Origin of the sequence: Sulfolobus acidocaldarius SUSAZ (genome assembly GCA_000508305.1) — an archaeon.
Classification (GTDB): Archaea; Thermoproteota; Thermoprotei_A; order Sulfolobales; family Sulfolobaceae; genus Sulfolobus; species Sulfolobus acidocaldarius_A.
In genome coordinates, this window is record CP006977.1 from 41,152 (window position 1) to 64,049 (window position 22,898).

The 22,898-nt window shown below is 35.6% G+C and carries 26 protein-coding genes and 2 tRNA genes; 15 read left to right on the forward strand and 13 right to left on the reverse strand.

What is annotated here, in order from left to right:
- Positions 1-82: 82 nt before the first annotated feature.
- Positions 83-457, reverse strand: coding sequence for a rubrerythrin (locus tag SUSAZ_00255; GenBank protein ID AHC50580.1), 375 nt, complete (start codon positions 455-457; stop codon positions 83-85).
- A gap of 140 nt (positions 458-597) precedes the next feature.
- Positions 598-1,005, reverse strand: a complete 408-nt coding sequence (locus SUSAZ_00260) for a hypothetical protein (GenBank protein ID AHC50581.1) — start codon at positions 1,003-1,005, stop codon at positions 598-600.
- A gap of 129 nt (positions 1,006-1,134) precedes the next feature.
- Here SUSAZ_00260 and SUSAZ_00265 point away from each other — a divergent pair, with 129 nt between their 5' ends.
- On the forward strand, positions 1,135-2,646 hold the full coding sequence (locus tag SUSAZ_00265) for a carbohydrate kinase (protein AHC50582.1): 1,512 nt from the start codon (positions 1,135-1,137) through the stop codon (positions 2,644-2,646).
- On the opposite strand, the gene SUSAZ_00270 is transcribed toward SUSAZ_00265, so the two are convergent.
- The gene (locus SUSAZ_00270; protein AHC50583.1) at positions 2,643-3,104 is read right to left on the reverse strand and encodes an alkyl hydroperoxide reductase; all 462 of its coding nucleotides are present in this window, start codon (positions 3,102-3,104) and stop codon (positions 2,643-2,645) included. The genes SUSAZ_00265 and SUSAZ_00270 overlap by 4 nt on opposite strands.
- Positions 3,105-3,168: 64 nt before the next feature.
- Between SUSAZ_00270 and SUSAZ_00275 the strand changes: the two genes are divergently transcribed.
- Positions 3,169-4,704: a phosphoenolpyruvate carboxylase gene (locus tag SUSAZ_00275; protein ID AHC50584.1), complete on the forward strand. Its 1,536-nt coding sequence runs from the start codon at positions 3,169-3,171 to the stop codon at positions 4,702-4,704.
- Entirely contained in the window at positions 4,701-5,516 is an 816-nt protein-coding gene (locus SUSAZ_00280) for a hypothetical protein (GenBank protein AHC50585.1), read from the forward strand. Before SUSAZ_00275 ends, SUSAZ_00280 begins: the two co-directional genes overlap by 4 nt.
- Before the next feature lie 33 nt (positions 5,517-5,549).
- On the opposite strand, the gene SUSAZ_00285 is transcribed toward SUSAZ_00280, so the two are convergent.
- The 3 genes from SUSAZ_00285 to SUSAZ_00295 all read right to left on the reverse strand — a co-directional run bounded on the left by SUSAZ_00285 (position 5,550) and on the right by SUSAZ_00295 (position 7,020).
- Positions 5,550-6,494: an LAO/AO transporter ATPase gene (locus SUSAZ_00285; GenBank protein AHC50586.1), complete on the reverse strand. Its 945-nt coding sequence runs from the start codon at positions 6,492-6,494 to the stop codon at positions 5,550-5,552.
- Positions 6,484-6,906, reverse strand: coding sequence for a methylmalonyl-CoA mutase (locus SUSAZ_00290; protein AHC50587.1), 423 nt, complete (start codon positions 6,904-6,906; stop codon positions 6,484-6,486). Before SUSAZ_00290 ends, SUSAZ_00285 begins: the two co-directional genes overlap by 11 nt.
- 38 nt (positions 6,907-6,944) lie before the next feature.
- A tRNA-Pro gene (locus SUSAZ_00295) sits at positions 6,945-7,020 on the reverse strand.
- A 291-nt stretch (positions 7,021-7,311) separates the two neighbouring features.
- Between SUSAZ_00295 and SUSAZ_00300 the strand changes: the two genes are divergently transcribed.
- Complete coding sequence (locus SUSAZ_00300; protein ID AHC50588.1) at positions 7,312-7,512, forward strand: DNA-binding protein; 201 nt, start codon at positions 7,312-7,314, stop codon at positions 7,510-7,512.
- A gap of 117 nt (positions 7,513-7,629) precedes the next feature.
- Positions 7,630-7,965, forward strand: a complete 336-nt coding sequence (locus SUSAZ_00305) for a hypothetical protein (protein AHC52385.1) — start codon at positions 7,630-7,632, stop codon at positions 7,963-7,965.
- Between the two features lie 105 nt (positions 7,966-8,070).
- Here SUSAZ_00305 and SUSAZ_00310 read toward each other — a convergent pair.
- Positions 8,071-8,204: transfer RNA gene (locus SUSAZ_00310), tRNA-Trp, on the reverse strand.
- Between the two features lie 112 nt (positions 8,205-8,316).
- Between SUSAZ_00310 and SUSAZ_00315 the strand changes: the two genes are divergently transcribed.
- Positions 8,317-9,795: a lysyl-tRNA synthetase gene (locus tag SUSAZ_00315; GenBank protein ID AHC50589.1), complete on the forward strand. Its 1,479-nt coding sequence runs from the start codon at positions 8,317-8,319 to the stop codon at positions 9,793-9,795.
- Here the strand turns inward: SUSAZ_00315 and SUSAZ_00320 are convergent.
- A complete protein-coding gene (locus SUSAZ_00320) occupies positions 9,779-10,855 on the reverse strand; it encodes a peptidase M50 (protein ID AHC50590.1) in 1,077 nt (358 codons plus the stop codon). The two genes, SUSAZ_00315 and SUSAZ_00320, sit on opposite strands and share 17 nt — an antisense overlap.
- Positions 10,856-10,889: 34 nt before the next feature.
- Between SUSAZ_00320 and SUSAZ_00325 the strand changes: the two genes are divergently transcribed.
- The 3 genes from SUSAZ_00325 to SUSAZ_00335 are packed head-to-tail and all read left to right on the forward strand — an operon-like array spanning position 10,890 to position 13,069.
- On the forward strand, positions 10,890-11,555 hold the full coding sequence (locus SUSAZ_00325; protein ID AHC50591.1) for a DNA polymerase subunit beta: 666 nt from the start codon (positions 10,890-10,892) through the stop codon (positions 11,553-11,555).
- Positions 11,542-12,075 (forward strand): hypothetical protein, encoded by a 534-nt coding sequence (locus SUSAZ_00330; GenBank protein AHC50592.1) that lies wholly within the window; start codon positions 11,542-11,544, stop codon positions 12,073-12,075. The genes SUSAZ_00325 and SUSAZ_00330 overlap by 14 nt, the downstream gene beginning before the upstream one ends.
- Positions 12,056-13,069: a radical SAM protein gene (locus SUSAZ_00335; protein ID AHC50593.1), complete on the forward strand. Its 1,014-nt coding sequence runs from the start codon at positions 12,056-12,058 to the stop codon at positions 13,067-13,069. Before SUSAZ_00330 ends, SUSAZ_00335 begins: the two co-directional genes overlap by 20 nt.
- On the opposite strand, the gene SUSAZ_00340 is transcribed toward SUSAZ_00335, so the two are convergent.
- On the reverse strand, positions 13,046-14,074 hold the full coding sequence (locus SUSAZ_00340) for an mRNA surveillance protein Pelota (protein ID AHC50594.1): 1,029 nt from the start codon (positions 14,072-14,074) through the stop codon (positions 13,046-13,048). The genes SUSAZ_00335 and SUSAZ_00340 overlap by 24 nt on opposite strands.
- A gap of 22 nt (positions 14,075-14,096) precedes the next feature.
- Here SUSAZ_00340 and SUSAZ_00345 point away from each other — a divergent pair, with 22 nt between their 5' ends.
- On the forward strand, positions 14,097-14,561 hold the full coding sequence (locus SUSAZ_00345) for an alanine acetyltransferase (protein AHC50595.1): 465 nt from the start codon (positions 14,097-14,099) through the stop codon (positions 14,559-14,561).
- 32 nt (positions 14,562-14,593) lie between these two features.
- Complete coding sequence (locus SUSAZ_00350; protein AHC50596.1) at positions 14,594-16,942, forward strand: DNA polymerase; 2,349 nt, start codon at positions 14,594-14,596, stop codon at positions 16,940-16,942.
- Here the strand turns inward: SUSAZ_00350 and SUSAZ_00355 are convergent.
- The 4 genes from SUSAZ_00355 to SUSAZ_00370 are packed head-to-tail and all read right to left on the reverse strand — an operon-like array spanning position 16,932 to position 20,110.
- Complete coding sequence (locus SUSAZ_00355) at positions 16,932-18,170, reverse strand: DNA primase (protein AHC50597.1); 1,239 nt, start codon at positions 18,168-18,170, stop codon at positions 16,932-16,934. The genes SUSAZ_00350 and SUSAZ_00355 overlap by 11 nt on opposite strands.
- A 9-nt stretch (positions 18,171-18,179) precedes the next feature.
- On the reverse strand, positions 18,180-19,265 hold the full coding sequence (locus SUSAZ_00360; GenBank protein AHC50598.1) for a tyrosyl-tRNA synthetase: 1,086 nt from the start codon (positions 19,263-19,265) through the stop codon (positions 18,180-18,182).
- A gap of 44 nt (positions 19,266-19,309) precedes the next feature.
- Positions 19,310-19,660, reverse strand: a complete 351-nt coding sequence (locus tag SUSAZ_00365) for a hypothetical protein (protein AHC50599.1) — start codon at positions 19,658-19,660, stop codon at positions 19,310-19,312.
- Positions 19,661-19,705: 45 nt separating this feature from the next.
- On the reverse strand, positions 19,706-20,110 hold the full coding sequence (locus SUSAZ_00370) for a hypothetical protein (GenBank protein ID AHC50600.1): 405 nt from the start codon (positions 20,108-20,110) through the stop codon (positions 19,706-19,708).
- A gap of 34 nt (positions 20,111-20,144) precedes the next feature.
- On the opposite strand from SUSAZ_00370, the gene SUSAZ_00375 reads away from it, so the two are divergent.
- Genes SUSAZ_00375 through SUSAZ_00390 form a run of 4 tightly spaced genes read left to right on the forward strand, consistent with a single transcriptional unit; the run spans position 20,145 to position 22,887 of the window.
- Positions 20,145-21,419, forward strand: coding sequence for an AIR synthase (locus SUSAZ_00375; GenBank protein AHC50601.1), 1,275 nt, complete (start codon positions 20,145-20,147; stop codon positions 21,417-21,419).
- Positions 21,420-21,445: 26 nt separating this feature from the next.
- Complete coding sequence (locus SUSAZ_00380) at positions 21,446-21,958, forward strand: 30S ribosomal protein S13 (protein ID AHC50602.1); 513 nt, start codon at positions 21,446-21,448, stop codon at positions 21,956-21,958.
- Positions 21,959-21,974: 16 nt separating this feature from the next.
- Positions 21,975-22,505: a 30S ribosomal protein S4 gene (locus tag SUSAZ_00385; protein ID AHC50603.1), complete on the forward strand. Its 531-nt coding sequence runs from the start codon at positions 21,975-21,977 to the stop codon at positions 22,503-22,505.
- A complete protein-coding gene (locus SUSAZ_00390) occupies positions 22,489-22,887 on the forward strand; it encodes a 30S ribosomal protein S11 (GenBank protein ID AHC50604.1) in 399 nt (132 codons plus the stop codon). Before SUSAZ_00385 ends, SUSAZ_00390 begins: the two co-directional genes overlap by 17 nt.
- Positions 22,888-22,898 lie beyond the last annotated feature (11 nt).

Genomic DNA, 22,898 nt, shown 5'->3' on the forward strand with positions numbered 1-22,898 from the left:
AAAGTATATAACTATTTATTATACTGTGATAGTAATACCAGAATGAGAAATTAGAAAATTGTAAAAAAAGAACTTTAAAATATTATGCAGCTACTTTTCCTACAGTTTCTGCAATTTTTGCTTCTTCTTCAGCAAATGCGCATAGCATTGCTTCTATGTCAGCATATCCTTCTGCTTTTGCTGTCATTGCTATCTTGTTGTATGTGGATATGTGCTCCTCTCCCTCTTTAGTAGCAAAATCAGACAATAGCTTCTTTACCTTTAATTCAGTGGCTACTTTTCCTACAGTTTCTGCAATTTTTGCTTCTTCTTCAGCAAATGCGCATAGCATTGCTTCTATGTCAGCATATCCTTCTGCTTTTGCTGTCATTGCTATCTTGTTGTATGTGGATATGTGCTCCTCTCCCTCTTTCATCGAGAATTCTTCTAATATTTTTTCTACTTTACTGGATATCATAGGTATTCGTAATGAATAATCGGAAGGGAAATATATAAGCATTTGTTAAGCTTTTTTAATACTAAATATAATTAGCTTTTTTGTAATTCAACAAACCCTGAGATTTTTGTAAGATTAAACTAGAAATTCTTCTAAAAAATTTAACTTATATCTAAAATTCTCTCGTATAATTTCTTTGCATCTTCATACTTCTCCTTTGATTTGGTTTCTAATTCGTCCTTCCTTTCAGGAAGTTTTTCAGCCAATAATTTTGATAGCATATAAACTGTAGCTGTAAGCATAAACTTCTCTTTTAATTGATCACTTTCCTTTTTATTTAACTCTTCGAACCAATTCGTTATATATTCCAACCCTAAATACTTTATCATTTTCTCTAATATTCCCCTAGCGTGACCTAATTCAACAATGGCTTTTTCTCTAATTTTTTCAGATTCATCCCTTTTGTTTATCTCCTCCAGCTTTTGAGAGGAGAATAATAACAATAGATGGTCTTCGGAATTAGCTATAAAAAGCTCTTTTAATCCTATTTCAGTCTGTGTTCCCTTCATCACCTTTAAATTGTATTCATAGCTAATATACTCTTGTTAAAATAATGATGATTAACTCCAATACTGACTAATGATGTCGTAACCCGAAACTGAATAAAAGTAAAATCTTTCCCTGTTAAGAATATTTGTATGATAACCTCAAAAAGAATGAAAGCCCTTGAAATTAATAGCGAAGCATTAGGTGTGCCAACATTACTCTTGATGGAAAACGCAGGGAGGAGTGTGAAAGATGAAATAATGAAGAGATTGAATTTGGACTATTCTAAAAAAGTTGTAGTATTTGCAGGAACCGGTGGAAAAGGAGGAGACGGATTAGTAGTAGCAAGGCACCTTGCCTCGGAAGGGTCAGAGATTCATATTTTACTTTTAGGGGAGAACAAACATCCGGACGCAATCATTAACTTGAATGCAATATACGAAATGGATTACTCAATCAGAGAAGTTAAACTGATTAAAGATACTGACGAATTGCAACCAGTTAAAGCTGACGTGCTTATAGATGCTATGTTAGGCACGGGATTTTCCGGCAAGGTTAGAGAACCATTTAGAACGGCTATTAGAGTATTTAATCAGAGCTCTGGCTTTAAGGTTTCTATAGATGTACCCTCTGGGATAAATGCAGACGATGAAGAACAGCAAGGAGAATATGTTATTCCCGACCTAATAGTTACCTTTCACGATCTTAAACCAGGCTTAAAAAAATTTGAGAGTAAAGTGGTCATTAAGAAAATAGGTATTCCTAAAGAGGCTGAAATATATGTTGGTCCTGGTGATGTCATTGTTAATGTAAAGAAAAGAGAATATAATACAAAGAAAGGAGATAATGGAAGAGTTTTGATTATCGGAGGGAATTTTACATTTAGCGGTGCTCCAACTCTATCTGCTTTGGGAGCCTTAAGGACGGGAGCAGATCTAGTATATGTGGCATCTCCGGAGGAGACAGCTAAGGTCATCTCTAGCTTTTCCCCTGACCTTATATCTATCAAGCTTAAGGGAAGGAATATATCTACAGACAATTTAGATGAGCTAAAACCGTGGATTGATAAAGCTGACGTTGTCGTCGTAGGACCTGGTATGGGACAAGAAAGAGAAACCATAGATGCTTCCATAGAGATAGTTAGATATCTGAAAGTGAAGAATAAACCTTCAGTCATAGATGCTGATGCGTTAAAAGCAGTGGCAGGTATGGAATTGTTCTCGAATGCAGTAATTACTCCTCACGCTGGAGAATTTAAGATCTATTCAGGGGTTCAGCCTAATTCGAATACGAGAAAAAGAATTGAACAAGTAAAGGAGTGTTCGCTGAAATGTAATTGTGTAGTACTCCTTAAGGGTTATGTCGATATTATAGCAGAAAAGGAAGAATTTAGACTTAATAAGACAGGAAATCCTGGAATGGCAGTGGGCGGTACTGGGGATACATTGACAGGAATAATTGCCTCATTTATGGCTCAAAAGCTATCTCCATTCACTTCTGCTTACTTGGGGGCATTCGTTAATGGTTTAGCAGGATCCATAGCATATGAAAAACTCGGCGCACATCTAGTTGCAACAGATATAATAGAAAACATTCCTAAGGTAATTAATGAACCTCTGGAAGTGTTCAAGAAAAAAGTGTATAAAAGGATTTTAGATACTTAGACTTTACCTCTAATTCTTTTAATGATTTCAAGTGATTTGTTTGCATGTTCTTCTGCATTTCCTAGACCGCTCAATACGTCTATGATTTTTCCGTTTTCGTCTATGATAAAGGTTACTCTCTGAGCACTGGAGCCCTTCTCGTTTAGAACACCGTATAATTTAGCTATTTGTTTGTTTGAATCAGAAACTATAGGAAATTTGGCACCGCATTTGTCTGCAAAACTCTTTTGAGTTGAAACTGTATCAACACTAACACCTATAACTTCCGCATTTAATTGTTTAAATTGATCATAAAGTTGTCCAAATTTTATGGTCTCTCTGGTACAACCAGGTGTAAATGCCTTAGGATAGAAATATAGTACAACTACAGATTTGCCTCTATATGAAGATAGTTTCAATTTTCCTATAGTCGAATCTCCTTCAAAATCAGGAGCTTCATTTCCTTTTTCTAAAGCCATAGATTATCTGATATAAATATATTCAGTTATGGTTTTTAACCTCTTTTTCGCTTATGCCTTACAAATGAGAAAAATACCTAGGACTATGTCAACACAGCACCCTGATAACGCAAAAGTTCCTGAATGGAACCAAGGAGAAGCAATCAGCGGTGAAAACGAGATTATTGAGGCATATTTGGCTTTTTCCAGATATGGCGTGGAAGAGGTGATGTGGGATGCCGAAGGTAAGGACGTGGACACTCATGTAGTGAGAAAATTACTAAGTCAATACCCAGAATTTTTCAGACACAGGATATTAGGCAAGGATATTTTCTTGACGTATAGGGTTCCAAATCCAAAAATAGAGGGTGCTGAGAGAAAAGTCTTTGCTGAAACGCTAAATACTATACCAATAACATATGACTTAGCTGAGAAGTTTTATGGCGAAAATCCTAATCCACCAGTCTTTGAAGTTATCTTACCTTTTACAACTAGTTATGAAGAGTTAATTGCAGTCATCAAGTTTTATGAGAAAGTAATAGTTAACAGTGACAATACGAAGCTAGTTGATGATACATATGTGAAGGATATTATAGGTGAGACAAATCCTAAGAAGATCGAAGTAATTCCTCTAATAGAAGATAGAGATTCAATGTTAAGAATAGATACAATAGTTGGGAAATACATAGAAATAGAGAGACCACCTTATCTGAGAGTGTTCTTAGCAAGATCTGATCCAGCTATGAATTATGGTTTGTTGTCAGCTGTTCTATCAGTGAAATACGCATTAAGCAGACTTTCGAAAATGGAAAAGATTTATGGAGTGAAGATATTTCCTTTACTCGGAGTCGGTTCTTTACCCTTCAGAGGTCATTTTAGTCCATATAATGTTGAAAATACTTTGAATGAATACAGAGGCATATATACCTTTACTGTTCAATCAGCTTTCAAATATGACTATGAAGATGACCTTGTGATCAGTGCAATAAAGAAAGTAAATGGGACTAACGTAACCGAAAAAATTGAATTAAGTGAGGAAGATGAGGAGATCATTTCTAACGTAACAAGAAAATACACACAAGGTTATCAGAATAAGATAGAGGCATTAGCCGATGTTATAAACAAAGTGGCATTACTACTTCCTAGAAGAAGAGCCAGAAAATTGCACATAGGTTTATTTGGATATTCAAGAAGTACAGGTAAGGTAACACTACCTAGAGCTATTTCCTTTGTTGGCTCTCTATATACTATAGGTATTCCACCTGAGATTATAGGGCTTTCCTCTCTATCAAAAATGACTAATCAAGAGCTTCATGCCATATTCAGTAATTACAAATATTTGAAGAATGATCTGCAGTTCGCAGCCCGTTTTGTTAACTTAGAAGGTCTCCAGTTACTCAAAGATATATGGAGTGTTGATGCAGAGGTTGTCAAAGCTATAAAGGAAGATATAGACTATGCAGAAAATAATCTGGGAATTAGAATAGGCGAAAGTGATTATATGAGCAAAAAACACGTTCTACTCTCTACCCTGGCACTATTGTCCATAAAAGAGGGTAAATTGGACGAGGCTAAAACGTATATAAAAGAAATGGCTATAGTAAGAAGAGCAATAGGATGAAAATACTAGTAAGTGGTTTAATTCCCATGGATTCGGGTAAGACCACTTTTTCGCTTTCTATTCTAAGCTTTTTTAAGAGTGTTGGAATACATGTGTTTCCGCATAAACCAGTTGCAGGCCATAATGCATGGTATAGTTATTCTACGTTATTGAGAAGTGAAGAACTTAAAGCACTTGTAGGCAACGATGCTCTAAAATACTATGATGAAACCAGGCTAGATATAAATATGATAAATCCTTTTGCGGTTCTTCTTGCTCCTCCAGATCTCGAAAAATTAGGGTATAATGTTAGGCTCTATAAAGAGATTATTACAAATGGTCTTCCTGTAATGGTAAGATTATATGACGGCAACGTGGTATCACACTTAGTCTTAGAAAAGTTTAGTGAATTGGTAACTGATTCTCTCGTAGATAAGATAGAGTCGTTATCAAAGGTTCTAAAAGCCATCCGTGTTCCTAAGGAAAAGTTAAATGAGATTATAAATTACTCACCAGATATCTCTGATATATCTACCCAGAAAATATTGTCTCGGGAGACTAATGTTTTAATTGAGTCTTATAATGACGCCTTAGCTCCTAACTATAGTTCTTTAAATGTAGATTACCTCTTTATCGTATCTCCTGGTAAAGTGTTTTTAATAAACGAGTTTAAGAAGTTTATTACTCTCTTTTCTACTCAGCCTTGGCTAATTCAAGGATCCACATTTATTAGATATGCAAAAGTGAGCAAAGTGTGGAAAACAGAGTTGGGTACATATAAACTGGAAAGCGGTTTAGAGGATTTTTTATTAGGTTTGGCTGAAAAAGAGTAGGAAGTAATTTATTCTCAAGTAAAATTAAGCTTTCTATTTATTTTCTAATATATTACCAATGATTTTTGCATATTTCTCAATAAGAAGCCTAATTCTGTGATTTTTATTTAACTCTATGTCTATCTCATTTTTATTCTTTGTAATCAAACTTTCTATTATACTATTTACTGATCTTTTCAGTAGTAATTCTAATATCTTAATTCTTCTATTTTTTACTTTAGATTCAAACTTTCTATTACCTATCAAGAACCTCAGATGTTCATCAAAGGTGTCAACGAGTTCACTTATACCAACTCCCTTAATTGCTATTGTTTTCACTATCCTCGGTTTCCATCCATCCTTATACTCACCTTCAGCGGTTTCAATTGCAAACCTTATAGTATTATAGGCTAATTCAGTTTCAGGCTTATCGGATTTGTTTATAACATAGATATCTCCAATTTCCATTATTCCTGCTTTTAGGGCTTGTATGTCATCTCCAGTTCCCGGAGTCGTTAATACACTTATGGTGTGAACAGTATCTATGACTTCTGTATCCGTTTGACCTGCACCAACTGTTTCAACCAATATTCTATCAAATCCTAACCCATCTAGAGCTTCTACTAACATTAATGCTTCTGAAGATATGCCACCTAAATATCCTCTGGATCCTATACTTCTAATGAAAACTTTTTCTCCAAACTCATCTTCGGATAGCCTTATCCTATTACCCATAAAGGAGCCTAAACTAAATGGACTTGATGGATCTATTAGTATCACACCTACCCTATGTCCTCTATTTAAATATTCACTAACAAGCTTAGAAATTAGTGTACTTTTCCCTGAGCCGGGAGAACCAGTTATTCCTATTACATGGGCTCTTCCAGAATTTTTCATTAATTGCTCTAAGGCATCGAGACCTTCTGGGGTCAGGTATTCTATCTTAGTTAACAGTCTTCCGATTGCTAACTGGTTCCCCTTGAGTGCTTCATCTAACAGGCTCAAAACTTAAACCTCTCTTATCTGAGGCTACTTTTATTATCTTTTCAGTTATTTCTTTAAGACTTGAACCTGGCAAAAATACCTCATCTACACCCATTTGCTTTAGGGCAGGAATATCTTGAGGTGGGATAACTCCTCCAACTACGAGACCTACGTCATTTAGTTTTTTGTCTTTCATCTCTTTCACTAACATTGATATTAACTCAATGTGAGCTCCACTCAGTATACTTATTCCTATAACATCTACGTCTTCCTGTATTGCAGCTTTTACTATTTGCTCAGGTGTTTGTCTTAAACCAGTATAAACAACTTCCATGCCAGCATCTTTCAATGCTCTGGCTACTACTTTAGCACCCCTATCATGGCCATCTAATCCCAATTTAGCTACTAGAACTTTGATACGCTTCATACTTAATATTAAGTTTAAACTGTTTAAATTTTTTAGTCTGGGGCCGCCGGGATTTGAACCCGGGACCACCAGGGCCCAAGCCTGGCATCCTAGTCCAAGCTAGACTACGGCCCCTCATTATAACTAGCTAGTTTAAGGTTTATTAATTTGTTGCTTGATCTTACCAACATACGTTGATCTAGATATTTTGTAGAATCATTATGTTTTATAGCGTAATCATGAACAGTTTGTATAACTCCTTTAGAGAATAAATTATATTTCAATATTACTAATTATTGTACTGGATTCCCCATAAAATTGTATACATTATATAGGAAAAATAATTTGAGGTAGTCTCATAAGTATGACTTAACTTAATACCGTAAGGTTTATTTATGACAATATCGTAAGATATCTTGACCTAATATGGTGAAGGTAAAGTTCAAGTATAAGGGTGAAGAGAAAGAAGTAGACACTTCAAAGATAAAGAAGGTCTGGAGAGTCGGCAAAATGGTGTCCTTTACCTATGACGACAATGGTAAGACAGGTAGAGGAGCTGTCAGCGAGAAAGACGCTCCAAAAGAATTATTAGACATGTTAGCAAGAGCGGAAAGAGAGAAAAAATAAATAATTTGTTAAGAAAATCTTCACATAAATTCTTTTTATTTTCTTGTTTTAATTTATTAGAATTCGACTTAACTGTAAGGTTAATATAATTTATACTTACTACGTATATTTTATGTTATGACGAAGAGAATTAATGCGCCTTGTGAGAAAGCATCCCGTGAAATTATCCCAGTTGTAAAAAATTTAATAGCCAATAACTTATATGCAAAAGGATATACGTACAAGCAAATAGGTGAGGTTCTAGGAGTTTCAGCTACTGAAATAAACTATTTGATCAGAGGGCTAAGGGGTGCTAATGAGCTAAGAGATGTACTTAAAAAGGATAGGGAGTTTATGGAGATGGTAGAGTCGTATGTGGTTAGTGGTGAAGAATTTTTATCATTATGCCCATTATGTAGTTATGTAAGGAGAAAAGTATTGAACTGGTCTATTATTTGCCCGTATGATATATAATGATGAGCTTCCAGGCTCTGGATTGGTGAAGAGGGTTAGCAAGATCTGATTCATGTAATTGTTTTCATGCTACATGATTTCGGTTAGAAACTAAATTAAAAATAATGGGCCCACGGGGACTTGAACCCCGGACCACCGGGTCTCTCCTCCAGATCTATATCATCCCCCAACAAGGGGGTCTTAAGACCCAATGCAGCTCATCTGGAGCCCGGCACTCTACCTGGCTGAGCTATGGGCCCATTATCGATCATCTGTTGATTATAGTTAAGTGTTAGATAGAAATAAACTTAACTCATCGGCTTTGTGCAAAGTTTAAAACTTAACTCTATGTTTCATATTATTGATTTAGCGTTGAAATGGGATGAACGACGAGTAAAAATAGTTGATGAGTTAAAGTCAAAGGGAATCAATCCATATCCTCATAAATACAATATAACTTACACTATTATAGACATAAAGAAGATGGAGAGGAGTGACAAACCCACAGATGCATTTGCTTTTGATATATCTACTGCTGGTAGGGTTGCTAATATTAGGAGACATGGTAAAATCTCCTTCGTAGATATATTTGATGAGGGCGAAAGACTTCAATTACAATTAAGAGTTAATGAATTAGGCGATAGGTATGATAAATTCTTCGAGATAGTAGACAGAGGAGACATATTAGGTGTTAAAGGTGACTTGCTCTATACTATAAAAGGCGAATTAACACTTAGAATCAAGGACTATGAGCTCTTGTCAAAGTCCCTAATAGAACCTCCGGATTGGTCCAAACTTTCACCCGAGTTTAGATATGCTCACAGGTACGTAGATTTTCTGTATAATGATTTGGCTAGGAGAAATATGGAAATTAGATATTCCACGATAAAGAGAATAAGGGAATTCCTTTATTCGAAAGGTTTTATGGAAGTGGAAACACCCATATTACAACCTGTTTACGGAGGGGCGCTAGCTAAACCATTTATGAGCCATGTAAACTACCTGAATGAAAACTGGTATCTGAGAATATCTTTAGAATTATATCTCAAAAGATACATTGTTGGTGGATTTAATAAAGTATTTGAAATAGGTAAAGTGTTTCGAAATGAAGACATAGATGTTACACATAATCCAGAATTTACTCTATTGGAGTTATATTGGGCTTATGCAGATTACAACGATATTATGAGACTTACTGAAGAAATGCTCCAAGATGTAGTTAAAAATATCAATAATGACTCTAAAATAAAATACAATATTGGAGGAAAAGAGTACACGATAGAGTTTTCACGATTTAGAAAAATTACCATGATTGATTCCTTAACTGAAGTCTTAGGCAAAGATGTTGATAAAATGAGTGACGAAGAGCTAAAGTCTCTTATGGATAAGAATGGACTTAAGCCAAGAGGAAATATGTATATTAGAGGTTTAATGATAGAGAAATTATTTGATAAATTGGTTACTCCGACACTAATACAACCGACCTTCGTTTTGGATTATCCTGTGGAAACAACTCCCCTTTGCAAGCCTCATAGAAGCAAGCAAGGATTAGTGGAAAGGTTCGAATTGTATGTGGCTGGAATGGAACTTGCAAATGCTTATACTGAACTGAACGATCCTATAATACAAGACATGCTATTCAAACAAGAGCAAGAAATGTTTAAGAGAGGAGATGAAGAGGCTCACCCATATGATGTTGACTTCGTTAGAGCTCTTAGCTACGGTATGCCCCCTACAGGAGGATTAGGAATAGGTATAGACAGGTTGATAATGCTGTTGACAAATAACATGAGTATAAAAGAAATAATACCATATCCTATGCTTAGTGCCAAGGTCATCCAAGAGGATTAAAGGAGAACAATATTGCTCCAATGAGGATCACAGTAAATATTGATTGTATAAGATAAGATTCCCTATCTCCCAATCCTAATTTTCTTGTTATTTCTGTGAAAACTTTTCCTCCATCTGTGATAATTAGTGGAGCACCGTTCAGTAGTGCCAGGCTGAAATTAACAGTGAACATCCATGTTATGAATTGAAGCAATCCAAGTAGTCCCTGAGGAAAATAATAAGTAATGTAAACACCTATCTGATGTGTTTCAGTTGTGTTAATCGTAATTGAGTTTATTGAACCATTGGGATATAATAAGGTAAGTATATGAGTCCTTCCTTGATCTAGATAATAAGATAACTGTTGAGGTACTTTTACCACATTTCCATCTACTTTTAATATTATACTGTTTACGGGTATTGAAGTATTATAAGCTGGAAAATATTGCTTTTCACCTACTATAAGTAAACCTTGCGAAAGATTTGCAGGTAGAAAGTTGGCTAAGGGAAAGAATATGGCTGCTAAGATCAGGTTTACAGCTATTCCAGCGGATATTATTTTAAGTCTAGATATGGAGCTGGCAGATTTGAACTCCTCCTCATCAGGCTCCACAAATGCTCCCGGAAAGAAAATGAGAAGTAAAAGACCGCCACTCCTTACCTTAATGCCGTTAGAGGTAGCTGATACTGCATGAGCTAATTCGTGTAGTGTAACAGAGATTCCAATTGCAAGGAGGATATAGGGTAATTGGTCTAAACCAACTGTTATACCCGGGATTATGGGCTGTAACGAAACTGTAGACCCTGAACTAGACGGGAATACAGAGTTCAGGAAAACATATAGTATTAGAGTTAACCCTAACACTAATGAAATTACTCCCAGTACAACTGCAATTTTATCGAATATCTTATAGGCTCGTTTCCTAGCGAAATTTGGGAACCACTCACTTCTTGTCTGTTTTTTCCACAGTAACATGAAAGGGTAAACCACGAATCCCTTTTTCTCCAGTCGTCTTCTAAACGAGTACATTATAAGCCAGAAAAGTAATATACCTAAGGCAAAGTATACTATGTTATTCATGAATTTATATCCTTATTTGGATAATAAAAACTAAATGGAGGTAGCTTATACTAATGAGCACTGGAAAGTACTCATAGAGAAGAGAAAAATTGCTATGGAGATTTTGAATTATTTAACCAAACTGGGAATGGAGGGTTTTGTTTACGGTTCTGTTGCAAGAGGTGACGTAAATAAGGAAAGTGATATAGATATTGTGATATTTAATCCTAATATTCTGGGTTTGGATTTGATAGCTTGTGATCATAAATTTATAGTGCAGGCGACACCTTTTTCCACTCCTAAGGCATATATTTCATTGGATCATGAGGAGAAGAAAGTCATTTCATTTCCCTTATCCAAATTGACAAAGAAGGAGACTGAATTCTACTACTTTGGTGGGTTATTGAGCAGAGATGAGATAAGAAAGGACATTCGAGCTCCTGGTGTTAATAAAAAGCTATCAATTATAATTCCCACTAAGGAGGGACACATGGAGCTTCCATTGAAAGGTAATGAAGATTATGCTGTAAAAATGATTAAGAATGTTTCAAAGTATACAATAATGGAAAGGGAAAGATTATTGACTAAAAGAGAGGAGAAGGGTCATACCGGAATCTTTATTAAATATGAGCTTACCAGGGAGGAAAGTTTACAAGAGGCTTTTAGAGATTTATATAAGTCAAATAAGTATTTTAGAAGAGTGATAGATGCTAAGCGGTAGGGTAGGGAATAAATTAGTTATAGAGAGCATAGATGTAAAAGACACTCAAATAAAAGAACTGAAGACCTTCATTCTTTATGTAAATGGAAGGAAAGTTGGCAGGACGTTTTATTTTACTGGAAGGGAGTATTATTTGCCTTGGATAGAAATAGATTATGATCCATGGCTTAGGGAAATTGATGGGGAAGTTGATTTATTCAATTTTATTTATAATACGCTTCTTCCTGGTGGTAAACTGTTTGTAACCTACATAAGGGACAAGGAAACTGCTGGTATGTTGTATCAAGGTTTTTCGCCTGCAGATACACCGTTGGGTTTCTCTTTGCTGAAAGCAGGCTTCACGTGGTTTAAACATTGGTATTTTCCTGAAGGAGGTAATGAAGGTGCTCCTAAGATTCAAGCCAATAAGCCGTTAAACGATACAGATATGATTAGACAGCTTAGAGAACTATTAGATGAAGTTAAAAGGAATGAAGTAAAAGCTTTCATAGAGAGTAAGATTGCTAAAAGGAAATCCTGAGATTGGATTATATAATCTTGATCTGCCTAAAGGTTGCGAGCTATGTAGGATGGGGGGTAAGCTTGTAGTTTTTATCACAGGTGAATGTGGGGATAATTGCTACTATTGTCCGGTAAGTGAACAGAGATTTGGGAAGGATAAGGCGTTTGCTAATGAAGCTCCTGCTGAAAACCTGGTGGATTTTATTTATGAAGCCTACAGAATGAGGGCATTAGGTGCAGGAATTACAGGCGGAGATCCCTTGATAAGAATTGACAAAGTAGTAAATTTGATTGAGAAATTTAAGGATGAATTTGGTCAGGAATTCCACATTCACCTGTATACTAGTGGTAGATATGTAACTAAGGATGTTTTAAGTGAACTAGAAAGAGCCGGCTTGGACGAAATTAGATTTCATCCTCTAAAAAGAGAATACCTAAGAGCAATAGAGAAAGCAGTGCAGTTTGATTTCGACGTGGGAATAGAGCTTCCTGCAATACCAGGACAAGAACAAGAGCTGGAAAAGTTGATATTATGGTCAAAAGCGATAGGAGTTAAGTTCGTTAACATAAATGAGCTAGAACTAACAGAAAGGAATTATGCACCTTTAAATGCTAGAGGTTTTAAAAGCGCCCATGGACTTGCAGGAGTAAATGGAAGTTTTGAAACAGCTCATGCTACTTTGAGGAAATTGCATGACGAGAAAATTGCACTCCACTACTGTAGTTCAGTTTACAAAGATTTAGTGGAAACCAGAACTAGGTTCCTGAGAATTATAAAGTACTCATCTAAAGCCTATGAGGAGGGAACAGGAGAGGGAACAGTTCTAAGAGCTATAGTGAAGTCTTCTCAAGATCTAAGTGATTATGGTGAAGAGATAGAAAAAGGAGTCTGGAGTATTTCACCATCTCTGGTTACTCACTTGGGAGTAAATGAGTATGTATTAGTGGAGGAGTATCCTGATTGGAGGAAACTTAAGATAGGAGAGAAGTTAGTTTATTCTAAACCTCAGTAGAGAGACTATTCCTGTCAAATTTTTAACTTGATAGTATATTGGAGAATCCTTTGGTACTATCATAATCTTTCCCTTCTTTTTCTCAATATCCCTCAAGAGCTCATCAATAATTTCCCTACCGGTATCAGTTAGATAGTCTTCAGTAATTAGTAATTTATCCACTGCACCTAGTTCATTAGCCTTCTTTATATCTTCTATGCCATACATAACTAATCCAGTATTTTTAGCTAAATTTTCCATTATACTTTCAAGTATTTTTAGTTGTTGTGCTATTTCAAATTCCCTGTATACCTGATCTATAATATCCCTCCTGAGTAATTCATTTAATCCCGCTCTGCTAGCTGACGATACACTATCTACATATACAATCAACTTATTATCAATCTGTTTTATTTTCTGGTTTACCATGTCTTTAAAAGGACCTGGTCCTGCAATTATAATCACGTTTACGCCTGTAAGTTTTACAAATGAGATTATCTCATTTGCCATTTCTTCAATATTTTCATTTACTACATCGTTATCCTTCCCCGGAGTCTGGAGACTTTTTTCTGCGAGGACTTTCACACCTTGCTTCATCAATAATGCTATGATATATTCATCTACATCCACTAATGCAATTAGTAATTTACCTTTTTTCTCCTCTTGTTCTCTTATTTTCTCTAATTCATAATTATTCCATTGTTCTTTTATTATAATTACTTCATCACCAATATCTAAATTTACAGTATGATGGGCTCCTTTTATTCCGAACCTTTCTGGTGCGTCAAGTATTAGTCCGTGTATTCTAAGCCTAGTGGTAAAATTTTGAAATTCTGTATATTCCACCTGAAGCTCTATAGTCATTGGAATTCTCCTACTGTCTTTTCCCATACTGATATCTCTGGTGGTCTTGGCAACTATTCTATCTCCCTTTTTTATTATAATGTGTAGTAGCCATAAATCATCTTCATTTTCTACGTGAAGTTTGAGCGATCCTCGTTTGTCATTAAATTCTAAAATCTTCATTTCTTATATTTAGTGAGTAACTTTGATAATTATATCTGACGCTAGGGAGGAGGATTTACCTGAAATTTATGACGTAGAATTAGAGAGTTTCGATAATCCTTATCCGTTTTCTTTACTCAGAGCCTATTATTATATATCGGGTGATCTCTTTATCGTTGCTAAAAGCGGTAATAAGGTTATAGGGTATATTCTAGGCATAATACAATTTGGCTATAGGGGACATATAGTATCTATCGCGGTTAAAAAAGATAAGAGAGGAAGTGGCATTGGCACTAAACTTATTTCTGAACTAGAAAATAGGTTTAAATTAGCTTATCATTGTATTCATTCGTACCTAGAAGTTTATTATAAAAATATGTCTGCTATCAATTTCTACATAAAGAACGGTTATAAAGCAATAAGGATTCAGAAGGACTATTATGGAAGAGAAAAGCATGCCATAATTATGATTAAGAGCTTATACGATCATCAAAATGGCTTTGAGTAAATATTTTATTCAGTTTCTAGTAGATAATCAGTGTGTTAGAGGATTTCTTTGTATTAGACTTTTCATATGATGTTGTTGATAACATACCCGTTATATTTATTTGGTCGATAGATAGACAAGGTAACAGAGTTACACTAGTAGAGAAGAACTTTAGACCATATTTCTATGCCGTGGTAGATGATAGAGAAGACGTATCTAAGGTGATCTCTGAGATAAAGAAACTAAGTAAGCCCTCCTCTCCTATAACGAATATAGAAATTGAGACTGATCGAAAGTACTTTGGTAATCCATTAAAATCATTAAAGATAGAGACTGTAGTTCCTGCATATGTGAGGATATATAGAGATGAGGTATCTAAAATTAAAGGTGTAAAGAATGTACTAGAGGCTGATATAAGATTTTACATGAGGTATTCAATAGACAAGGGAATAAGACCATTTTACTGGATTAAGGCTGACGTGGAGGAAATTCAATCGAAGGAGGTTTTCAAGGTAAAATCGGAGAAACTGTATTTGATTAAAGACATATTAGAAATATATGAGGCGGAGGAACCTAGGCTTAAAACTATGGCGTTCAGCATAGAGGTTTATAATAAGTATGGTTTTCCCAACACAAGAAGAGATCCTATTATTATAATAGGTGTATATACTGAAAATGGGTATAAACAATTCATATCCTCGGATTATGACGATATAAATGTAATAAGAGAATTCATAAAGTTTGTAAATGATTTTGAGCCGGATATAATTTTTGGTTATAATTCTAATTCGTTTGACTGGAGATATCTTGTAGAAAGAGCAGAATTAAGAGGGATTAAAGTTGCAATAGGTAGGAAACTTAATAGTGAGCCGTCACAAGGAGTCTATGGTCACTATTCGGTAACAGGTAGACTAAACGTAGATTTAGCGGGTGTTTTTTGCTCATCTAGAAGTAAGAGTCTAATAGATCTCGCGGATAATCTGGGTGTTATGCCAAAGAATAAGAGAGAAATATTAGAATGGTATGAAGTACCTAAGTACTGGGATGATAAGAGTAAGAGGGAAATTCTCCTGAAATATAACTTATCTAATATAAAATCAATTTATGATATAGGTCAGTCTAATCTTCACTACCTCATCCAACTTGTTAAAGTCACTGGCTTGCCTTTAGATCAACTTTCCATGGCTAGTTCAGGACACAGAATTGAATGGCTTCTAGTTAGAGAGTCCAAGAAATATCATGAATTTATACCAAATAGAGAAGATAGGAGAACTGAAGCCTCTGATGAAGGTATTATAATCCCTCCAGTATCTGGTCTTCATAATAACGTCTACGTACTAGATTTCTCAACCATATATCCTTCCATCATTTTTAAATATAATATAAGCCCCGATACCCTAGTCAGAGGAGATTGTAGTGATTGCTGGACCTCTTTGAATGGTAATTACAAGTTCAGAAAGGATATTAGAGGTCTTTATCAAAATGTTCTCTTAAATCTTTTGACAGAGATTGAAAGAAGAGAAGAGATCATAAAGACTTTAGACGCTGAGAAGAGGAGGAGGTTTGAAGAAGAATTAAGAGCTTTAAGGTCTATATTAAATTCATTCTATGACTATATAAGGTGGACCAATGCTAGATGGTATGTTAGAGAATGTGTCGAAGGATTATTTGAATGGGGAAGGGAACTTATCCTACAAATTCTAAAAATCGTTAAGGAGAGTGGTTTTCAAGTAATTTATGCAGACACTGACTTAATGTTTTTTAAAGGCGAAAATGATCCTAAGAAGTTGGAAGAAGACATAGCCAATAAGTTAAGCTTTAATCTCAAATTTAATAAATTCTATACTAAACTTATTCTATTAGAGGGCAAGAAACAGTACGCAGCTCTTACTAAAGGTAATAAGGTGGATATGGTTGGTATTGAGGATTATAGGAATAATTGGTGTGATCTTGCTAAAGAAGTTCTACAAAACGTAGTAGACCAGGTGCTGAGAAACGACAAGATCAACGAAGCTGTAAGATATGTCAAGAGTGTCATATATTCGTTGAGAAGGGGAGAGTTTAAGATAGAAGATCTTGTTACATGGAATATTATAGATAAGGACATAGAAGAGTACAAGTTTGACTTGCCTCATATTGTTGCTGCTAGAAAAGCTATGAAATCAGGACATTTAGTAACTAGAGGTTCTAAGATAGGTTATGTGATAGTCAAGGGTTCAGGTAGGCTTAGTAATAGGGCTGAGCCATATTTTATGGTTAAGGAAAAATCGAAAGTTGATATTGAATATTATATTGATAAGCAGATAATACCCAGTGCATTAAAAGTTCTGGGGTTATTTGGGGTAAAAGAAAATACCTTTAAATTTGGGGGAACTGATGTTTTGAATTTTTTTAAGAAATAATGTCGTTGAAACTTAATAACTCAAGCTCTTTTGGTCTTCTATTTATTCCTCCAATTCGTGCACCTATTAGCATTTTTATGTTTTTGGCTGAAGCTAGGTCCACTAATCTCTGAGTTATAACACCATCAAATACAATGTACCTAATACTATCCGCGCTAATATTTTCTAGTTTCTGTACTATGTCTCTAACCTGTATTTTTTCAATTATATTCCAGTTTTCGTCTAGTAAAATTCCCTCTAAAGTTCCTGGTAGTTTCTTTATCTCTTCTATTATTTGTGCAGGTACAGTTATCTGTATTTCTTTCTTCTCTTCAGGCTTAACTTCAACTTGTATTTGTGTAGATGTAGTTGTAACTGCAGTAGTTGTAGTCTCAGTAGCAAGTGCTTGTTTTATCGCCTGTTGAGCCTCTTGTTGTTTCTTTATGTATTGTGCTATTGTAAGCATATTTGAAAGTGATTTGGCTATTTCTTTTCCTGTTAACTCTTCTACTTCTTTTCCTGTAGGTGCTCTAGCCACATAATCCAATTTTATGTTGCTAGAGAGTAGTTCCTTTAGTATTAAATCTCCACCATGGTCTCCATCTAAGAACGCTATTACTGCCTTTTTCTGTTTTGTAAGGTCAACAAGAGTTTGAGGTATTTTCCCTGTGGCGCCTTCAACTGCGATAACGTTCTTATATCCATATCTTAATAGATTTATTACGTCTGCTCTTCCTTCAACTATTATCAGTTCGGGGTCCTTGTCTACATCTGGTCCTGCAGGCAGTCTTTCTGGTCCGTATTCTGTCAATTCTCCTGTCTTTACAGAGGACGTTATTTCGTTAATTACTTCTCTTATATCTAAGGTTTTTTCTCTACTCCAACTTCCTAAAATTTCTTTAGCTCTACCAATTATCTTTTTTATCTTTTCCTCTCTAATGTCAACTATGTCAATTAGTTTGAATTCAGCATTGTATGGACCTACTTTATCCACGTTCTCTATCATAGCAGCGACTAAAGCGGTTTCAACTTTATCTAGATTTGAGGGAATAATTATTGTCCCTTCAGATCTTCCCTTGCTAGTTGATAAATCTACAGATATTCTACCTAATCTACCTTTGTCTTGAAGTTCTCTGAGGTCAAAATCATCGCCAAATAAATTTTCAGTCTGTCCGAAGATTGCACCTATAACATCGGGTTTATCCACTATCCCCTCAACATTAAATTTAAACACTATGTTGTATTTCATTTGTCTTTTTCACCTAGTTATACTTTTTTCTATACTTGATATCAGATCTACGAATTGTGACTTGGAGCTTATTCTTTTCCTTATAGGGTCTAGTATATCATTTAATTTTCTTGCCGTAGCTAGCTTTAAGTCTAACGGATGCAATTTACCTTCAATGAAAATGCGTTCTAGTTCTTCGTATGATTTTATCTCTATGTCTCCACCATACTTGGCATCTCTCTCTATTTTCAACGTTACACCTTGTTCTCCAAAAATTATATATTTGTTTATCTGAAGAACAGGGTTATCGTTTACTACTCCCTTTGGACAATATGAATTCTTTAGTTTAGACTCAACTAATTCTGGTGAGTCATGAATAAATATTGCAGTTTCAGGTTTAGATTTACTCATTTTTATAGTGGCTAAGTAGTCGTCTTCCTCTAATCCTTCTGTATTCATTCTTTGACCTCCTTGGAGACCGACTAGAAGAGGTGTATGAATTGCAATTACTTTTTTCCTTTGTAATTTTTCTGCCACGTCTCTTGCCAGCATATGGGCTTTTCTCTGATCTGTACCACCTAAAGCTATGTCAAGATCCTGGAAGAATATGTCGGAAACTTGCATTGCAGGATAAATTAATTTTGAGGTATCAAGCTCAGCTTCCTCTGATCTTCTCCCCATTATAGTTAGTGCTCTTTTCATTCTTGCAAGACTAGTATTTTTTGCAACTTTTACCACTAAGCTCCAATAATCAATATTCTCCACTAAGTCTTCTGCATAAACAACTTTCAATTTACTCATGTCAACTCCAAATCCTTCAAGTACTTCTAATGCGTATTTACCGGCAAGTTTTATTTTCTCTAGATCTCCTCCAAGCTTATCATTTATCATTGCATGCCAAGTTGCCACGAGGATTGACATGTCTACTCCAGCTTTAATTAAGTCTTTCAGTTTCTGAGCCCAAATAAGCCAACCAATGTGAAATAAGCCGCTTGGTTCAAAGCCTATATAACCCTTTAATTTACTGTTCTCTTCTAACTTTTTTCTCAGTTCATCTACAGTTATTACTTCATCAGTATTTCTAGTAATTAATTTAATTTTTTCATCTATGTTCAAATAAGCATCCCCTTAAAAAATGAAGGCATAACAAATAAAAAACCCTATTCATCGATTATTTGCTTCAAGAATATTACAATCGGGTGCGATTTACCAAGTTTTTCTTCTAGATCATATACGATCAAATCTATATCAATTTCGTTCTGAATAATTTTCTCGACTAAAGTCTCTGTAAACTTATAGAAATTAAAGAATTCCTTCTCATCCATCTCCTCTTCGTCATCATCACTAAACGCAAATTTCACCTGATTATTAGTTTTACTCAATCCAGAAACGTCAATTCTAGTGCTAGTATTAATGATAGACTTTAGATACTCATCAACTATTTTTTCTACACATGATGAGTTATTGCAATATCCTAACTTTTCGAAAATAGAGAAGTAAGCGGGTGGCATTCTGGTAACCCACTAATATTTACATACTAAGTAGTAAAAAAGCTATTATTCTCCGATACCCTTTACTAATATACTCCTAGTCCTTGGTCCATCAAATTCCAAAAGAATGACCCTTTGCCACGTCCCTAAATCTAGTTCTCCATTCGTTATTGGCAAGACCCTGGAGTTCCCAATTATAGAGGAAATAATATGTGCATGTCCATTATTGTCAATGTTATTATGTTCAAATATGCCATCAGGTGGGACAAGTTTCTTACCCCATTCAAGATAATCCTTCATTAAACCACTTTCAGCCTCATTAACGATTAATGCGCATGTTGTGTGTTTCACAAAAACATACACCACTCCATCTTTGATTCCCTTAATGCTTTCCCTTATGTGTTCTGTTATGTCTACACTTTCAAACCTAGATTTAGTTCTAACATTAAACTCATGAGTAATTATCTTCATAAGCTTATAATATGTCAGGAAATTATTATATTTCATGGATCTTGAAGGGATTGCTAGAAAATTAATTCCTGATCTAGAGAGCGCTAGACGAAAATTAAGAGAGGAGATCTCGTTCTATAAAGATGACAGGTATCCTTTCATAAAGGAATTAGTAGACGCAGTAGTTGAAGAGGCAAGGAGATCCCTTGAAGCAGAAAACAAAGATAAATTACTTAAGTATCCCGTTACAGGGGTCAGAGCAGGAGAAGCAGGTCTTGGTTCTAGGGGTTTAGGTGATCACATAGTTCATGAAAAGATACTTCAACTTAGTAAGCTAGGAGCATATGAAGACGCAAGAGTCACGGAAGAGGGGATAGTTGCCTCAATAGATGGTATTCATTCTAGGCTTTCATATTTCCCTTTTCTTGCTGGCTTTCATGCAACGAGAGCATCATTAAGAGATGTTATGGTGAAAGGTGGAAGACCAATAGGGATACTCATTGACATACATTTATCTGATGATAGCGATGTAGGGATGTTATTGGACTTTGAGGCTGGCGTATTATCAGTTGCAGAGTCACTTAATGTGCCCATTCTCTCGGGTAGTACGCTAAGAATTGGGGGAGATCTTGTAATAGGTGAGAGAATTAGTGGAGGAGTTGGTGCGATAGGTGTGATACATAAAAAATACTTTGGAAGGAACTCGATTAAGCAGAATATGGATATTGTAATGACAGAAGGATCTGGTGGAGGAACAATTGCTACAACTGCAATATATAATGGGTATTACGATGTGGTAAAAGAAACTATTTCTATTAAAGATCTGATTACCTGTAAAATAGTTTCTGAAGAAATGTATGATTTAGTAGATAGTATGACTGATGTTACAAATGGCGGTATAAGGGCTACTGCAAATGAGTTGCCTGAAAACTTATCATTAGCCATAAACACAGAATCTTTCCTGAGGTTGGTAAACAATAAAGTGCTAAAGATGCTTAATGAACTGCAGATAGATGTTTTCGGTCTATCTGTAGACTCTATACTCATATTCACTGATAAAGGTAATGAAGTTGTAAGTAGATTAAAAGGCAAAGGTATTAATGCGGAGATAATTGGAAAAGTAGTTCAAAGACAAGTTTCGCCATTGATTACTAGTGAAGGTAAACCTTTAATAATGAATTTCAGAGAGTCTGCGTATACACCGGTTAAAAGAGTTATAGGGAATTATTCTCCTTTGTCTATTGGTGATATTAGGAAAGCTTTGGAAACATCCTTTGAGCAGGTGAAGGATAAGATGGAAAAAGTATTGAAAACTTTAAAAGCGAGTTAATAGTTTAGGTTTACAAGTAGATATTTATGTCTCAACAGCAGTTCAAGTACATAGTAAGGCTCTTTGGTCAAGACGTAGATGGAACTATGAAGCTTCCTTATGCCTTAGCCATGATTAAGGGTATAGGGTATAATACTGCTATGATAATTATTCGTAAATTGAATCTTGATAAGGATAAACGATTAGGTGAAATATCAGACGAGGACATAAAGAAGATTGAGAATTTGTTAAACAACAAAATTATTCCGGAAAGCCCTAACTGGATTTATAACAGACAGAAGGATTACGAATCAGGAGCCGATATGCATTTGGTGACCTCTGATTTGATCTTTTACGTCAGAAATGATATTGAGAGGGAGAGGAGAAGTAGGAGCTGGAGAGGTGTGAGACATAGTTTAGGTCTTAAGGTCAGAGGTCAGAGAACTAGAACCACCGGAAGAACTGGTGCCACGATAGGTGTAAGAAGAGCAAAAGCTGGTCAGCCTCAACAGCAGGCAAAGCCAGCTGGACCCGCAGAGGGTGGAGAAGCAAAGAAATAACTCTTAGGTGATTTAGATGGGAGATCCCAGAAAGAGTAAGAAAAAATGGATGGGTCCTAGCCATCCTTGGATAAAGATAAACCTAGGTAAGGAGCAAGTTCTAATAGGTAAGTACGGGCTTAGAAATAAGAAAGAGATCTGGATAGCACAGACTATGATTAGAAACTTCAGGCATCAAGCGAGATCTTTACTGGCATTACCACCAGCAGAGAGGAACATTAGAGAGAAGCAATTGATACAGAAGCTTTATAGGATGGGTATATTAGAGAAGGACAACTCTACACTTGATGACATTCTGAGCTTAACTGAGGAGAATTACCTTGAAAGAAGACTACAGACCATTGTATATAAGAAGGGTCTCGCAAGAACAATATATCAGGCTAGGCAACTAATAACACATGGGCATATAGCCATAAGTGGTAGGAAAGTTACTTCTCCAGGTTATGTAGTTTTGAGGGGAGAGGAGGACTTAATAGATTATTATCCAACTTCTCCTTTCAAACAGAATCCACCGTCACAAGGTGAGGTAAATGTCGAGCAGGCGTGAAATTAGATGGGGAAATGCGAGGATATATGCCTCGCAGAATAATACAATAATAACAATAACTGATATTACAGGTGCAGAGATAATATCTAAGGCATCAGGTGGTATGGTAGTTAAGGCTGATAGAGAAAAACCATCGCCATATGCTGCAATGTTAGCTGCGAATAAGGCTGCAAATGATGCCTTTGATAAGGGTATTAGTGCTATACATATAAAGGTCAGAGCACAGGGTGGATACGGTTCCAAGACTCCTGGACCTGGAGCTCAACCGGCTATAAGGGCATTAGCAAGAGCTGGATTTATAATTGGAAGAATTGAAGACGTTACGCCATTACCTCATGATACCATAAGGAGACCTGGTGGAAGAAGAGGAAGAAGAGTTTAACGTGTTAAGCT

Bases quoted from the DNA above. Each gene is read 5' to 3' on its own strand.
- SUSAZ_00330 (AHC50592.1), top strand. From the start codon at position 11,542: ATGCTAAGCGGTAGGGTAGGGAATAAATTAGTTATAGAGAGCATAGAT.
- SUSAZ_00375 (AHC50601.1), top strand. From the start codon at position 20,145: ATGGATCTTGAAGGGATTGCTAGAAAATTAATTCCTGATCTAGAGAGC.
- SUSAZ_00300 (AHC50588.1), top strand. From the start codon at position 7,312: ATGGTGAAGGTAAAGTTCAAGTATAAGGGTGAAGAGAAAGAAGTAGAC.
- SUSAZ_00320 (AHC50590.1), bottom strand. From the start codon at position 10,855: ATGAATAACATAGTATACTTTGCCTTAGGTATATTACTTTTCTGGCTT.
- SUSAZ_00390 (AHC50604.1), top strand. From the start codon at position 22,489: ATGTCGAGCAGGCGTGAAATTAGATGGGGAAATGCGAGGATATATGCC.
- SUSAZ_00325 (AHC50591.1), top strand. From the start codon at position 10,890: ATGGAGGTAGCTTATACTAATGAGCACTGGAAAGTACTCATAGAGAAG.
- SUSAZ_00365 (AHC50599.1), bottom strand. From the start codon at position 19,660: ATGCCACCCGCTTACTTCTCTATTTTCGAAAAGTTAGGATATTGCAAT.
- SUSAZ_00370 (AHC50600.1), bottom strand. From the start codon at position 20,110: ATGAAGATAATTACTCATGAGTTTAATGTTAGAACTAAATCTAGGTTT.
- SUSAZ_00255 (AHC50580.1), bottom strand. From the start codon at position 457: ATGATATCCAGTAAAGTAGAAAAAATATTAGAAGAATTCTCGATGAAA.
- SUSAZ_00305 (AHC52385.1), top strand. From the start codon at position 7,630: ATGACGAAGAGAATTAATGCGCCTTGTGAGAAAGCATCCCGTGAAATT.
- SUSAZ_00260 (AHC50581.1), bottom strand. From the start codon at position 1,005: ATGAAGGGAACACAGACTGAAATAGGATTAAAAGAGCTTTTTATAGCT.
- SUSAZ_00265 (AHC50582.1), top strand. From the start codon at position 1,135: ATGATAACCTCAAAAAGAATGAAAGCCCTTGAAATTAATAGCGAAGCA.
- SUSAZ_00385 (AHC50603.1), top strand. From the start codon at position 21,975: ATGGGAGATCCCAGAAAGAGTAAGAAAAAATGGATGGGTCCTAGCCAT.
- SUSAZ_00280 (AHC50585.1), top strand. From the start codon at position 4,701: ATGAAAATACTAGTAAGTGGTTTAATTCCCATGGATTCGGGTAAGACC.
- SUSAZ_00290 (AHC50587.1), bottom strand. From the start codon at position 6,906: ATGAAGCGTATCAAAGTTCTAGTAGCTAAATTGGGATTAGATGGCCAT.
- SUSAZ_00355 (AHC50597.1), bottom strand. From the start codon at position 18,170: ATGAAATACAACATAGTGTTTAAATTTAATGTTGAGGGGATAGTGGAT.
- SUSAZ_00275 (AHC50584.1), top strand. From the start codon at position 3,169: ATGAGAAAAATACCTAGGACTATGTCAACACAGCACCCTGATAACGCA.
- SUSAZ_00340 (AHC50594.1), bottom strand. From the start codon at position 14,074: ATGAAGATTTTAGAATTTAATGACAAACGAGGATCGCTCAAACTTCAC.
- SUSAZ_00380 (AHC50602.1), top strand. From the start codon at position 21,446: ATGTCTCAACAGCAGTTCAAGTACATAGTAAGGCTCTTTGGTCAAGAC.
- SUSAZ_00270 (AHC50583.1), bottom strand. From the start codon at position 3,104: ATGGCTTTAGAAAAAGGAAATGAAGCTCCTGATTTTGAAGGAGATTCG.